The sequence below is a fragment of the Pseudoalteromonas sp. Z9A5 genome (assembly GCF_011378875.1).
GTDB lineage: Bacteria > Pseudomonadota > Gammaproteobacteria > Enterobacterales > Alteromonadaceae > Pseudoalteromonas.
The window spans coordinates 38903-53639 of the sequence record NZ_WTLC01000003.1 but is presented as its reverse complement, the minus strand read 5'-3'; the positions used below and the strand labels follow the sequence as shown (position 1 = coordinate 53639).

Here is a 14737-nt window from a genome sequence, read left to right as displayed (position 1 = left end):
AGTAGAGTTTGAGTGTGGCAACATCAACTGTAGATAATAAATCAACATCTGTTGATTCACTAAGCCCTGAAACAAAACCAGTAGGTAATATACAAACACACAAAGCCCAACCAATTATTGAAGTAAGTGCGTTAAGTTTTAGTATTAAAAACAATGCTATTTTAAAAAACTTAAACTTTAGCGTCGCTGCCGGTGAGGTGTATGCACTGCTTGGTGGTAATGGTGCGGGTAAATCAACTACTTTAAAGACCTTGTTGGGATTTAATAAGCCCACAAAAGGTTCTGTAAAAGTTGCGGGCAAAGAGGTGACTAAAGCACTTGATTTTGTTCGCGGGAAAACTGCATATTTGCCAGAGTCTGCTACGTTATACCCGCATTTAACCGCACGCGAAAACGTTGAATATTTTTTATCGTTAGCGGGTATTAAAAAGTCACGCAATGACATTAATACTGCTTTTAATCGTGTTGCATTACAACCTGATGCGTGGGATCGCTACATGCAAACGTATTCAAAAGGCATGAGACAAAAAACAGCAATCGCGCTTGCCATATTGCGAGAAGCCCCTATTTTTTTATTAGACGAGCCAACCTCTGGTCTTGATCCTGTTGCTATTGATGAATTTAATCAGCTTGTACGCGAACTTGCCCTTACTGGCGCGACTATTTTAATGGTAACGCATGATGTTTATGGCGCTTGCCAAGTTGCTAATCGCATTGGTTTATTAAAAAATGGCGAGCTGGTGGGGGAATTCAATGCCCCTAAAAATGGTCGTATTAATACCGAACAAGTTCACGCTGCCTTTGGTGATTACAAGAGCCGAGGCAATGAATGAATATAAACAACGTCTCAAAAGTAGTGCTTATTGCCAAGGATGAATGGCGTTATTGGTTGCGTTCTAAATTGGCAGTCACTGTACTTGTTATTGGTTTGGTACTTACACTTACCTCGGTAATTGTAACAGCCATTACCATGATTGAATTAAGCCACACTAGGCACGCACTACAAACAACGAGCGATAAAAGCTTTGTTGATCAACCCGACCGACACCCACACAGAATGGTGCACTACGGGCACTATGCTTTTAGAACGCCAGCCCCTTTAAGTACGCTCGACCCTGGTATTGATGCATTTACTGGTAACTCAATATTTTTAGAAGGGCACAGGCAAAATAGCGCAATGTTTGCAGATAACCGCCAGGGCACAGCTTTGACTAAATTAGGCAGTTTAACGCCTGCGTTTATTGTGCAAACGCTTGCTCCGTTGTTACTTATTTTAATTGGTTACAGCGCTATTAGCCGCGAACGCGAATTGCAAACGTTGCCTTATTTACTCTCGCAGGGGACATCGGGTTTAACGCTTATTGCAGGTAAAGGCTTGGCGCTTATTTGTGTTGTAGGGTTAATTTTAATTCCGCTTATGGTTTCATCTTTATTCACTGTTTTAAATGGCGAAAGTTTACTTGCTGTAGCCAGTTTTATTTTGGGTTATGCCCTGTATTTATTTGTGTGGGTATTACTTATTTTATTAGCCTCTAGCGTGTTTAGTAAAAATAGTGGCAGCTTTACCGCTCTTATCTTTTTATGGATTTTACTGTGTATTGTTATGCCACGAGTAGCGAGTACAACTGCAGCTACTGTTGTGCCATCACCAGGTAAAATAGAAACCGATTTTGCAGTAAAAGCAGAGCTAAGAAAGCTAGGCGATGGGCACAATGCCAACGATCCTGCTTTTAAGCAGTTTAAACAATCACTACTTAAAAAATACAACGTTGAAACGTTAGACGAGTTACCCGTTAACTTTAGAGGAGTGGTTGCTGGAGAGTCTGAGGCTAAACAAACGGCTGTTTTAAATAAGTTTGCAGAGCAACGCATGCAAGCGGAGCTTAAACAAACTCAGCTTTCGCGTAATTTTGGTTGGGTTACACCTATGGTGGCAATTAAATCATTATCTATGATTGTTGTTGGTACGAGCATTGAAACACATCACCGTTTTTTACGCGAAACCGAACAATTACGCTTTGATTTTGTGCAAGGGCTTAACAAAGTTCATAGTGAAAAGCTGACCTACCAAGACGACATAAATCGTAACGCCAATGCAACCGCAACTAAAAAAGCACGTGTGAGCGCAGATAATTGGCAAATACTGCAAAACTTTACCTTTAATAGCGATAGTGCATTGGTACGAGCCGATCGAAGTACATCTGCATTTTTACAGTTATTACTGTGGATTGCTGTGTTAGTAGGCGGTATAAAATTTGTAGGGAAACGTTTGTTATGAGCTATTTGCTTTTACACCTAAAACGAGAGTTTGGCTTTTTACTTCGTCAAAAATATTTAGTGGTGCTTTTACTTTGTACATTTACGGTGTCTGCGTTTGCGGTTTTAAGTGGGCTTAGTGAAGTAAGCCAGCAACGCCAAACTATTGAGCGTTTAAAATCGGCTGATTTAACCGAGCGCTTAAATGTGCAAAGCCAACAAACTGATGCAGGTATGCTGGCTTATTATACATTTCATTTAACGTATTCATCACCTTCAAATTTAGCGTTTGCAGCCTTGGGGGATCGCGATATTTACCCATGGAAACACCGCATAAACTTACTCGCACTTGAGGGACAAATTTACGAAAGCGATGCGCAAAATGCAGAGCTTGCTCAAGCCGGTAAAATTGATTTTGCGTTTGTGTTAAGTGCATTAGCACCACTAATAGTCATTTTGCTGTTCCATGATTTATTTGCCAGCGAACGTACGAGTGGTCGTTACGATTTATTAGTCACCACAGTGCGCTCTTATTTTGCTTTATGGGGTGCACGTATAGCAGTGAGATTTATTTTATTACTCGCGTGTTTAATGCTGCCATTTTTTGCTGGTGCTTACGTTGCAGGTAGTTCCATTTATGATGTTTTTTTAATAGCAGTTATGTGCGTTGCCTATTTAGTTTTTTGGACTGCACTGAGTATTTTAATGGGTAAGCAAGCAAACAGCGCACCGCGTGTAGCCTCCGCTTTAATGGGTATATGGGTGTTAGTTGCTTTTATTATTCCTATTTTAGGTGATTTAGCCATTAACAAAACTGTGCACTCACCTAAAGGTGGCGAAATTGTATTTACCCAGCGCGAAGCAGTTAATGATGCATGGGACCTACCAAAACAGACCACAATGGACGCTTTTGTAGCTAATCACCCCGAATGGAAAGATAACGTTGATATGCAAAGTGAGTTTGAATGGAAATGGTATTACGCCTTTCAACAAGTAGGGGATGAAAAAGCGGCTGCTCTGTCGCATGCGTACCGTGATGCTGCGCGCAAAAAGTATCAGTTAGCAGGCGTTGTATCGTGGTTTTCACCTCCATTATTGCTACAACGCAGCTTAACGCGAAAAGCAAAAACAGATGCAATAGCGGCATCGAGATACGAGTACCAAATACGAGGGTTTCATAAATGCCTGAGAGAGTTTTACTATCCTTGGTTATTTATTAAAGGTGATATGACTAAAGCCGCGCTTAACAACATGCCAAGCTTTAGTAAAACAATACTTAATGAAAAGGATAAGCCTGAGGTTATAGGCGTTCAGTTAAAAGAAAATTTATCAGTTAACTAACTAGCAAGGTTTATAATGAATACTAATAAAAAAGGGCTGAAACTTACTTATTTAAGTACATGTTTAGTGAGTTTATTTAGCAGTCAGGGAATGGCAGCTGATAAAAGTGAGCAAATTGATAGCGCAAATGCTAGCGTTATTGAAAGGCTTGCCGTTACGGGGACTCGCCAAGCTTATCAAGGTAATTTTAGCCCTTTAGAAACCCCTCAGTCAGAGCTTAAAATAGATTTAGAGACACTCGAGGACGCAGGTGCTCTTAATTTAAATCAAGCGCTTGATTTGTCGGCGTCGGTTGCACGGCAAAATAACTTTGGTGGACTTTGGAATAGCTTTGCACTGCGAGGTTTTGTTGGCGATGAAAACTTACCAAGCAATTACCTCGTTAATGGATTTAACGCTGGGCGTGGTTTTGGTGGCTCGCGTGATTTATCGGGTATTGAATCGGTTGAGGTTTTAAAGGGTCCGCGTGCGGCTTTATTTGGCCGTGGCGAGCCTGGCGGTACCGTAAACTTAGTTACTAAACGCCCAACGTTTGATACACAAGGGGAGCTTAAGCTAAGTGTTGGCAGTTTTGATACTTACCGTGCAGACATAGATTATACAACGCCGGTATCTGACGATGTTGCAATTAGGCTAGTTGGTTTTTATGAGGATGCAAAAAGCTTTCGCGATACCATTGAAACAACTAAACAAGGGTTTAGCCCTTCAATAGCGTGGAATATTAACGATAATAGCCAGCTTATTTACGAACTTGAATATAGCGATCAAGAAGTGCCATTTGATCGAGGCGTATTAGCCATAGAGGGCGAGCTTGGTTTAATTCCAGAAAGTCGCTTTTTAGGCGAACCTGGTGATGACCCAATAGAGGCAGACGCACTAGGGCATCAATTAGAGTTTATTCATGATTTTAATGATAACTGGAGTGTATTACTGGGGGCAAATTATCGTGATACATCACTTGAAGGTTTTGCAACCGAAACCGGCTTTGATAGTGTAATAGACGGTGAGGTAAATCGCTTTAGACGTTACCGCGATTACGACGCGCAATACCAAGTATTTCGCGGTGAGTTAACTGGTCATATTAAACTAGGTGGTTTAAAGCACCGCTTGATTATGGGTATTGATTCAGATCGTTTTGAAAACGACCAAGTTGTATTGCGCGTACGGGGTGATCAATATATTAATGTGTTTAACCCTGCGTATGGTGCATACCCGTTGCCAACGCCCACCTCTAATACTGACCGCATAGAAATACAGAAGTCGCTTGGTGTATTTATTCAAGATCAAATAAGCATAACCGATAAGCTTGATATTCGCGTTGGTGCACGCTTTGATGATTACGAGCAAACGTTAAATAATCGCTTGTCTGATATAAAGTCTAAACAAAGTGAATCGCGTATTAGCCCACAGTTTGGCATTGTTTATGAAGTACATGATTCAATCTCTGTATATGCAGCGTACGGCGAAAACTTTAGACCTTTATCGGGTACTGACTCAAACGGTGATGGTTTTGAGCCAAATCAATCTACGTCAGCAGAGGTAGGGGTTAAGTTTACCCTAAACGACGGCGCACTCTTTGGTACTGTTGCTGTATTTAAGGTAGAGCAAGACAATATGCTGGTGGTTGACGACCCAACTGCTTTTACAAGTGCCGCCATTGGTGAAGCGCAAAGTAAAGGCGTTGAAATTGATATAAATGGCGAGCTTACTGAGGACTTAACCTTGTGGCTGTCGTATGCGTATGTTGATGCAACTATTCAAAACTCATTTTTTGATGCTAATTTTGGTTTTAATGTAGATGCGGGAAGTTCACTGTTAAATATTCCTGAGAATCAGGTTAGTTTACAGCTTGTTAAATCAACAGAGCTTTACGGTAAAGCTGCTAAATATGGCGGTGGCTTGGTTTATGTAGGTTCACGAAACGGCTTTTTTGGAACCGATTTTAAACTACCGAGCTACACAACCGCGCGCGCGTTTGTAGATGTTGATGTAACTAAATCATTTGGTTTACGCGCCGAGGTTGATAACTTATTTGATGAAACCTACTACACTAACTCATTTGCAGATATGTGGGTTCAACCTGGAACACCGCGTAGCGTACGCTTAACTGGCACTTTCAAGTTTTAAACGTTATTTACATTACGCTAAAACTTTACTCCCAATCAAACCGAACTGAGCTTATCTTAGCAAGCTTAGCTTAAAGTTCGGTTTTTTAATTTCCCTTTAATAAATCCCCTCAAAATGGTTTGTTTTTTAAATCTGTTTAGTCTTTTTTTACTGTCTGAAATAATAGTGCAGATATATTTTAAATTATATGGTTGATATTTAACATTAACGGAATCAAAATGTTCAGCATAAAAAGCTGTAATGATATTAGGGAATAATTAATGAGAACATTTGAACAGAAAAAATTTATGCAGGGACGTAAAAAAGTAGAGCTGCTCGATAATGGGAAAGTTAAAGTTACTCAATCTTCTATTAAAGGGATGAATGAAGAGGTTTTTAGTTTATTCGATCTTGATGAGGAGTCAGATAAGTACTTTCATAGACCTTTAATACTGTTAGGTCTATCTGCTTTTTTTTTAATTGGTGTTGTTCGCTTTTTTATCGAGTCGGCAATAAATTTAGATCCCAAGTCACTCAACGCAGGTTTGATTTTTTTAGTACCAGCATTAATATGCATTCAACAGTATTTTTATAAAATAACAGACGTGGTTGTATATCGCTTTCGAAATAATGGCAATCCGGCTCTGACTCTTTGGAACAATAAGCCTAATAGTAAAGAGTTGAGTGAGTTTCAAAGTATGTTATCTACAGAAATAAAAAGCCTTAAAATAAGACCAGAACTCGACAACTCAAAAAAATTAGAAATATATAAAGAAAGCTTAGAATTTTTACTCGATCAAGGCGTAATTACTCAAAGCGAAGCCGAAGTTATTTACGATAGAAATAAAGATAGGCTGTTAAATAATGAAAAAGCTAAATTATTTTCTATATAAACCAGTGCATAAAATACACTGCTTATTTACACAGTGATTTTGTTTTGTTTAAAGTTGTGATTTAGTAAAGTCTAGTTTTTGTTTACGGTTGCGTTTATATGGGTACACTTAAGCTTATTAAAATAGTTACTTTTTTGTTTCACCGTTATCAAGGATGGTTATGCACAGCACGAAAGAATGTATTATGTGTTTTAGCGCTATAGATGCACGTGCTAAAAAATGTCCGCAATGTACTTCGTTACAAGCAAAATATTCTAATTTAGAAAACAACCCAGTGTTAATTGGTGCGTTAGCTTTATGTATTGTTGGGGTTTTTGGCTTTATATTCTATCAAAATATTTTTGTTACAGCGCAAGAAAATAAAGCAATGAAAAACCTAAACGCCAAAGTAACTTAAATTAGTAGTAAAAACGAAAACGATGGGCTTTATGTAGTATGCATGGGGCAAATAGAAAATGACTCTGATTTTTCGTTTAAACAAGTAAAGTTTCAGGTAGATTTTGTAACTGATCAAAATGTATTAGTTGATACGTTATCTGTAACAGATGACGATTTAAATATTTTACCAAATACTTTAACTAACTTTAGAGTAAGAGGAATAGCTCAAAAAGAAACAACTAGTTATAACAAGTGCGAAGTAACAATAACGGATGCTTGGGCTTATAACTAACGAGTAAAAAATAAAAAATTCTATTTACCTGCCTAATAAAAACAAAAGAAGAAGGATAACGTACCTTGGTTAAGTATATTTTAATTTTAGTAATTGCATTTGGTGCTTATAAATATTTTACGGCGGAAACATCATTATTAAGCTCATCATCCCAAGAGCTCGTTTTTGAAGATTATAACTTTAAAGCTACTTTTTTAAGCAAACCAGAAATATCATCGAAGATAAATGACATAACCGGTTATGGTAAATTTAAAGTTACTACTTTTAGAGCTAAAGATGAGGACACTTCTTGCGTTGTTTCAATATCGGAGTATTTGGGCGAGGGTGTACCTAAAGGCACGTTAGAAGACGGTATTCGTCCTGGCAGGCAGGGGTTACTTAGACGTTTTAGTGGGGTTATGAATAGCGAAAACTACATTGAGCACGATGGTGTTAATGGTTACGAAATGAATATAACAAGTAAAGAGGGTAAATCAGTTAAAAACCGTATGTTTATGTATAAGCAGGGTGTTTATAACTTATTGTGCGTTGGATTAAATACACAAAGTGATGAATTTTTGTCATCCGTTAGTTTTATTTAGTTAACGCTGGCACCGAACTTCTATATTTATTAGTTATTAGGGCCTGTTGACTTTTCAGGATTAAAATTTGTTCAATCTAGGGGCTATTTAATCGCGGCGTAAGGTTTGTAACCTATGGGCTCGATAACTGCTCCTGCGTTATTCTACTGCTTACATCCATGTAGGTAACAAAGTGTAAATTGCCCCTGGACAGAACCCTTCGGGAAGCGCATGTTTGGAATTTATGCTACGTTATCGCCTATTTATGGGGAATAACCACACTACATAGGCTCTGCCTTGCCTAAACACCAAGCACACTGCTGTAAATTTAACCTCGAAAGATAAATAGGTCCTAATCTTAATGATTTTTCCATTTGCTAAATAATTATTGGTTTGAACACAACAAGTGGTCTGTTAAATATGAGTAACAAAAAATTTAGCTTACTTGATGAATTGCTAGGTTTTGCTTATTAGGTATGTGTTTTATGGGGGCTATTTTTTATAGCTAATAATGTTTATGGTGCAATACTGTTGGCATTTTCATTACTTGTTTATATTTGTATTACACCTGTTGTGTATATTTTAATTATAAAAAAATTAAATAAAAAGCTTCTTAATAAAAAAGCATAACGAATAAATCATGAAAATTTCAAGATGAGGTTTTTTTAGTAAGTATTTAAAAAATTATATAGTTTGTTATGGTGTCTATTTACTAAATAAATTTTATTGCTACCTCATTTCTACACTATGGTTATTATTTTATGGATTACTAATAATGTTTATTGAACCTTCTCGGTTTCCTTTTGTTTCTGAACTTGAGGTAAATTGGGAGAAAATTCGTGACGAATTTCGCTCACTTTCGAATGATGTGTTTGATCCTTGGATTCAGCAACAAATGCATGGATATGGCTGGAGTGTTTTTGGTTTACATGCGCTTGGTATCCCTATTGAGAGTGCATGTAAAAAATGTCCCGAAACCGCTAGGTTAATTCAAAGTATTGATGGGGTTTCCCTTGCTGGTTTTTCACTTTTGGCGCCACAGACCCATATAGAGCCACATGTAGGGTGGGCTGAAAGTGTATATCGACTTCATCTTGGCTTAGTTGTACCAAGCGAATGTAAATTAAGAGTTGGAAGTGAAACTCGTTACTGGGAAGAAGGTAAATGTTTGATCTTTGATGATACGGTTGAACATGAAGCATGGAATGGTTCTGATCAGTTTAGAGGGACACTTATGCTCGATTTTTTAAGACCAGGTATTACAGACTTTAGTACGGATATGCTACCTGAAGAGGTCAGGTTGTATGCAGAGAGGTTAATAAATAGATGTGAACCTTGAGAGATTAATGTCTGTTTTATAGATCACATTATTTTTATCTATATAAGCGCAGTTATTAAAACTGCGCTTATTAACTAAAATTACTCTTTTGGCATTAATACTGCGTCTATAACATGAATCACGCCGTTACTTGCTTTAACATCGATCATTGACACGCCAGCATTGTTTATCATTACTCTGCCACCCGCTGTAGAAACTGTTAACTTTTGACCCTGACTAGTTTCAAAACTAGTCGCTTTAACAATGTCATTTCCTGTTAGTTTACTTTTAACTATGTGATAGCTAAGTATTGCTGTTAATTTACTTTTATTTTCAGGTTTTAGAAGGGCTTCAAGTGTTCCTTCCGGTAAATTTGCGAATGCTTTATCTGTTGGTGCAAACACGGTGAAAGGGCCCTCACTTTTCAACGTATCAACTAGATTAGCAGCCTTTAGAGCTTCGCCAAAAGTATTAAGCGAACCATTTTCTAATGCAATATCTACAATGTCTTTTTTAACGCTATCATCTGCAAAAACTACAGAAGTAAATCCTAAACTTGCTACAACGATTGATAAAGTTACTACTACTTTTTTAAACATTGATTATCCTTAATAAATAATATTGATTGGTTTTATGTCAATTTAATATTGGGAACGACAGAGGAGTCCAAATAAAAGTTATATAGACTAGTGAGCTATTAAGCCGTTTTTATCGTATCAAATAGCCTATTTGTTAGTCTAAATTATTACTACACTTTCAATTATATGGGCTCTGCACGTTATTAGGCAAGCGTTAGTTATTAAAGGTTGTAGTGATAATAATATTGAATCATTATTTTTTATAAAGTTGTATCAATTGTAAGAGCATGTTTAATTTTTAAAATACTTCTTCGTGTTTAGTTCACAAAGTTAATGTTATGTTCAAGATAGATCTAATTAAAAAATTAGGTCTAGACAGTATCACTCACATAACTATATTTAAATTGCTCAGGTGCATATTAAACGATTAGTATGTGCGACTATTTTTTATCTGCCCGTCAATTAAGTTTAGGTTTAAATTAATGAACAATAATTTATTAGTTTTTATTTTTGTATCTGCCTTCTGTGTTGTGTTTACTGCTACCGCACAATCATCAATAAATGAAAACTCTCAAGAACTTGAAGTGGGTGTAGGTGGAAATATAATTCTCGATGAAGCAAGCCAAACCTATGTAAAAGAGGGGGCTGATTTACACTTACACCCATTGTGGGAAAGTCGTTATATAAGCGAAGGACGTGATAATTTATCTGGAAATGGGATTGTTTCTGTAGCATCGGAGTTTAATTATAACAATATAGCTTTTATACCTTGGGCTGCCAGTGGTATTAATTCTGATTATTCAGAGCTAAATTTAAACATAATTTATGCTACGCAATTATTTGATACATTTGAAGTATTTGCGGGCTATAACTATATTTTGTCTCATGAGGCGAGTAGTAACGCACACGATAACGAAATTAGTTTAGATTTTTTGTATTTTTATGATGATAAATTTCAGCTAATAAGCAGTGTATATTATTCATTTGATGCTAAAGGGGCATTTTTAGAACTCGCTGTTAAAAAAGATTATCGCTTAAACGATACTCTTGTATTAGACATTCAAACGGGGCTTGGCTTTAATGCCGATTATGTATCTGATGGTCATAATGGGTTTAATAATGTTCAATTTAAGGCGGGGTTATCTTATCAAGTTCTTGACCAACTAGAGCTCTATACCTATACAAGTTATAGTTTAGCGGTTAATAAAGATGAGAGCCGTTATGCAGGGGATGAAACTTTGCGTAACTTTTTTTGGGGTGGTGTAGGTTTTAGTTACCAATACAGAAAAAACTAAGCATACCTATTATTTAAAAACCTATAGATTACGGTACAACATAACCAGGCTTATACCATTTTTTATATAAGCCCTTGAATAAGTTATATTCTACCGTTTTATTTCTCGCCTACTTAATATGTATTTTTCATTATGTATTATGAGTGTGTTTGTGCTCACCTACCTCTTGTATGGAGTTATCTTTCTCCTTATCTACCTTTTTAATTGGCTGGTTTCTTACGCACATTAAATCATCTGCCATGTACTGACAGCTACCTATGTATAGATTGTTGTGACCGTCTTGGTATTGACATGATTGCGACTTTTGTTTTTCGCCGCATGCTTGTATGGCAACTTTGTTGAGTGGTCCAGAATGTGCACTAACGTATCCTGTTACTAGCAATAAAGTGCTCACAGTAAGTAAATAATAATATTTTATTTGTTTATGTATCATTATTGGGTGCCTTCGTTTTTAGGAGGGGCGCTATGGCCCGAAGGAGGTCCACCATCTTTAGGGCCATCTTTAGCCCCATCAGGCGGTCCGCCAGCTTCTTTTATTGACTCTCCATGAAGGCAACCAATAAACATATTTTCGCTTGGGCTTGCTGCATGATAATGATAACCGCGAGTTGTATCTGTAGTACCTCGGCATTCATCAAGAGACTCTTCTTTACCTAGTGCATCTCTCATTGCATAAATCCCATAGCCATCAATAGCGTAGCCTATTAATCCGGCATGCCCGTCTTCGCTTGTTGGTGTATCGGTACATCCTGTTGTAGAGTGATAATGATACCCCTGATGTAAATTAATATGCCCGCCGCAGTCATCAAAAGCTGCAATAGTGTAGCTTTCTAAAATTGCATTTATTGGTGCAGGACCCGAAAGTTCGGTGCCATCAAGTGCAATACCTACTGTACGTAGCCTACCTGTTTGAGATGCCGGTATAGGGCTCAGAGGAATAAGATAAGTTAAAGAAAAGTCTTCATCAAGATAGGCAAGTTCGCACTCTATACAGTTTTGTTTGTATTGCTCTTCAACATCAGGGCGGGCTGCACCAGAGCATGACTCTTTTGATGCTGTATAACGGATCTTATTTGTTTTAGCATCATAAAGTATCCATTTTTCATCACCATAATACTCATCTAACTTCAAGATGAAGTCGCCTGTTAAATCGACTAAATCGCCAGTTCCTTCTTTACTAAACCATCTTCCCGAAACATCGGCGCCATCGGTAGTTGTTCTTGGGCAAAAAGGACCTGGTTCACGACCCGCAGGGGCACCTGTAGTTGTAAATTTATAGCACTTAGTTGCAGTGCCTTGCATTGTTGTACAGTCTACAATTTCAGGTTTTTTACTAAATGAACCTTTAGTAAACATAGCAATATTAAGACCTGCTATAGGCTGAGTGACGTTTTTATTTGATTCTTTAGAGGGATCAGTACAGCCTAGAAGTATAAGTGTACTAAAGCTTAATAAACCGAGTTGGAAGCCCGCATTCTTCAGTCTCATAAATTATGTCCTCTTTTATAATATAAGATAATAGTAGAGCATAAATGTGTAAAAACTATGAAAATACAAATAACAAACAGATTTCATTTGGCTTTTTAATATTCGAAAGACCCGTTTAAACCGGTTTATATTGATACTTAACTAGAGCTTTGTTCTATTAACAGAGTAATGACTTAGTTGCTGCTAGAGGAGCGTGTTTTAATTTTAAAGGTAACACGCCCGAATATAAGTTTAATAAAGTATGTGCACTGTATTTGTATACAGTAGTTATTTGTTTGGTACTATTTAGGTGACTTTAAAAAAGTAAGCTTAGGCTGAGTCGTGCCGTTCTTGGTTCAATTGGATGAAAGTGATTGTCTTCAACACCCTCAGTAGGCTCTCCTTGTAAACGCGATGCATAGTAATAATCAATGTCGTGATCGTTACTATTAAATAAATTGAGAAGCTCAAAATTAACTTTCCAATGTGTTTGTTTATAGCTAAGCATTGAATTTACAACCGTAAGTGGGTTTGAGCGTTCTGTACCATCGTCAGTAAGTGTACGTTTACCAATATAGCGTAACCTAAGTGATGACTGCCACTGCTCATTAATATGCCAATTTACGCCACTGCTTGCCACAACGGGAACAGCTCCTTCGATATAGTCATTTGTATCGTTAATATCTAACCTTGAATGAGTTAACGATAGTTCTCCATCAATACTAATACGATCGTTTATCCAGTAATACGCGCTACCTCTAATCCATAACGTGTTGAAGCATCGCTTGCCTCTGTGTTACCCGCATCACCTATAAAAAGTAACTCAGAGTCGAGTGTAAGCCACCATAAAGCGGTCGATACATTAAAATTTTGTTGGTCAAAAAAACGTATGCCTATTTCTGCACCTTCGCTTTTTACAAGCAAATCTACTTTTTCGGTTTCGGTTAGGCTAACAGGGTCGATGTTTATAGTTGCTCCACGCGCATCATTTGAATGAAAAGATTGTCCCCAGTTTGCATAAGCTGCGAACGAGTCGTTAATTAAGTAGTTAAGACTGCCTTTAAAGCTAACCAAATCATCGCTTGCTGATCCCGAATTTGAACTATTGTTACTGTTTACATTTACATCAAAGTAATAGTATCTAATGCCTACGGTTGCTTCTAATTGCGGGTTTAAAGTTAGCTTTGATTGCCAGTAACTCGAATAGCTTGTTTCGTTAACAGAGTCTTGTCTGACAGTGCTTAAATAATTTTTAGCTACGGTGTTATACAAGCCTACATTATCAATATTATCGTTACGTAGCTCTAAACCAACGGTGTGTTGAATAGGAATTGCAAATGAGAAGCTGTCAAACTGATAACTGAGTGAACCACCTGATATTACCCTGCTATCTTGTTGGTTAAACTGATCGCCGTTAACCGGATCATTTAAAAAATACGAAAAATTTGAATACAGGTTTAAGTCATAATTAATAATATAGGCATTTGCTTTTACATGTTTACCTTGCCAATTAGTCGATAAACTATATCGGCTTGAGCTACCGCCAAGCGTTGTATCTAATGAACCAAGCTCAGATATTAAGCCTTGGTTTATGGCGCGTTGTGGAATTTGATCTGCAGAGTTCCATGTGTTGTCGTATGCCATTGCTGTAATAGATAAATCGCCAGAAAACACGTTTGTAACATAGCGAAGGAGGGCATTTTTTTTATTTACATTTTCGTCAATGTTATCCCAAGGTCCTGCGTATCCTTGCCATTCAGCGCCAGCAATAAGTTTGCCTGATTCAAGATCAGTTGATCCAAGTACCACACCTCGTCTGTAATTGTCCTCACCAAAACTTAGCTCTACTTGTTGATGTTTTAAATTATCAGCAATAAAAAAGTTAGCACTACCCGCAGCAGAAAAATCACCTTGGCTCGCATCGTAAGCCCCTTTTTGATAGCTAATGCTTGATATTGTTTCGGGAATTATAAAATTAAGATCGGTATAACCTTGACCGTGCCCGTGACTTCGCATGTTGATAGGCATTCCATCAATGCTGGTGGCAAAATCAGTGCCGTGGTCTAAATTAAAACCACGGATAAAATACTGATTAGCTTTGCCTGAGCCACTATGTTGAGTAACAGCCATTCCTGGTATCAGCTCAAGCATTTCTGAACTTCTTAGCATTGGGCGCTCTTCAATTTCGCCCTGACCTATAATCCCGCTGGAGGCACTAATAGATTCTCCTATTAAACCATCTCTATGCCCGTA

The 14737-nt window shown here is 37.5% G+C and carries 13 protein-coding genes and 1 pseudogene; 10 read left to right on the top strand and 4 right to left on the bottom strand.

Annotated features, from left to right (window positions below; genetic code table 11):
• Positions 1–89: 89 nt before the first annotated feature.
• The 9 genes from GQR56_RS02775 (at position 90) to GQR56_RS02740 (ending at position 9165) form a co-directional block, all read left to right on the top strand.
• Positions 90–833: an ATP-binding cassette domain-containing protein gene (locus GQR56_RS02775; RefSeq protein WP_166109163.1), complete on the top strand. Its 744-nt coding sequence runs from the start codon at positions 90–92 to the stop codon at positions 831–833.
• Positions 830–2278, top strand: a complete 1449-nt coding sequence (locus GQR56_RS02770; RefSeq protein WP_166109075.1) for a DUF3526 domain-containing protein — start codon at positions 830–832, stop codon at positions 2276–2278. Before GQR56_RS02775 ends, GQR56_RS02770 begins: the two co-directional genes overlap by 4 nt.
• A complete protein-coding gene (locus tag GQR56_RS02765) occupies positions 2275–3597 on the top strand; it encodes a DUF3526 domain-containing protein (protein WP_166109074.1) in 1323 nt (440 codons plus the stop codon). Before GQR56_RS02770 ends, GQR56_RS02765 begins: the two co-directional genes overlap by 4 nt.
• A 15-nt stretch (positions 3598–3612) precedes the next feature.
• Positions 3613–5724 carry a TonB-dependent siderophore receptor gene (locus tag GQR56_RS02760; protein WP_166109073.1) on the top strand — a complete coding sequence of 704 codons (2112 nt, stop codon included), beginning with the start codon at positions 3613–3615 and terminating at the stop codon, positions 5722–5724.
• Between the two features lie 260 nt (positions 5725–5984).
• Complete coding sequence (locus GQR56_RS02755; RefSeq protein WP_166109072.1) at positions 5985–6596, top strand: hypothetical protein; 612 nt, start codon at positions 5985–5987, stop codon at positions 6594–6596.
• A gap of 160 nt (positions 6597–6756) precedes the next feature.
• Positions 6757–6993, top strand: coding sequence for a hypothetical protein (locus GQR56_RS21435; RefSeq protein ID WP_240920899.1), 237 nt, complete (start codon positions 6757–6759; stop codon positions 6991–6993).
• Between the two features lie 42 nt (positions 6994–7035).
• Positions 7036–7266 carry a hypothetical protein gene (locus GQR56_RS21430; RefSeq protein ID WP_240920898.1) on the top strand — a complete coding sequence of 77 codons (231 nt, stop codon included), beginning with the start codon at positions 7036–7038 and terminating at the stop codon, positions 7264–7266.
• A 65-nt stretch (positions 7267–7331) separates the two neighbouring features.
• Positions 7332–7847: a hypothetical protein gene (locus GQR56_RS02745; RefSeq protein WP_024612501.1), complete on the top strand. Its 516-nt coding sequence runs from the start codon at positions 7332–7334 to the stop codon at positions 7845–7847.
• Between the two features lie 754 nt (positions 7848–8601).
• Entirely contained in the window at positions 8602–9165 is a 564-nt protein-coding gene (locus tag GQR56_RS02740; protein ID WP_166109071.1) for an aspartyl/asparaginyl beta-hydroxylase domain-containing protein, read from the top strand.
• An 80-nt stretch (positions 9166–9245) separates the two neighbouring features.
• Here the strand turns inward: GQR56_RS02740 and GQR56_RS02735 are convergent, their stop codons facing one another.
• On the bottom strand, positions 9246–9743 hold the full coding sequence (locus tag GQR56_RS02735; RefSeq protein ID WP_166109070.1) for a fasciclin domain-containing protein: 498 nt from the start codon (positions 9741–9743) through the stop codon (positions 9246–9248).
• Positions 9744–10204: 461 nt separating this feature from the next.
• On the opposite strand from GQR56_RS02735, the gene GQR56_RS02730 reads away from it, so the two are divergent.
• A complete protein-coding gene (locus GQR56_RS02730) occupies positions 10205–11017 on the top strand; it encodes a hypothetical protein (RefSeq protein WP_166109069.1) in 813 nt (270 codons plus the stop codon).
• 130 nt (positions 11018–11147) lie between these two features.
• On the opposite strand, the gene GQR56_RS02725 is transcribed toward GQR56_RS02730, so the two are convergent.
• The 3 genes and pseudogenes from GQR56_RS02725 to GQR56_RS02715 all read right to left on the bottom strand — a co-directional run bounded on the left by GQR56_RS02725 (position 11148) and on the right by GQR56_RS02715 (position 14653).
• Positions 11148–11450, bottom strand: a complete 303-nt coding sequence (locus tag GQR56_RS02725) for a hypothetical protein (RefSeq protein ID WP_166109068.1) — start codon at positions 11448–11450, stop codon at positions 11148–11150.
• On the bottom strand, positions 11450–12505 hold the full coding sequence (locus tag GQR56_RS02720) for a YHYH protein (protein ID WP_166109067.1): 1056 nt from the start codon (positions 12503–12505) through the stop codon (positions 11450–11452). The genes GQR56_RS02725 and GQR56_RS02720 overlap by 1 nt, the downstream gene beginning before the upstream one ends.
• Positions 12506–12800: 295 nt before the next feature.
• Positions 12801–14653 (bottom strand): annotated as a pseudogene (locus GQR56_RS02715) (TonB-dependent receptor).
• Positions 14654–14737: the final 84 nt, after the last annotated feature.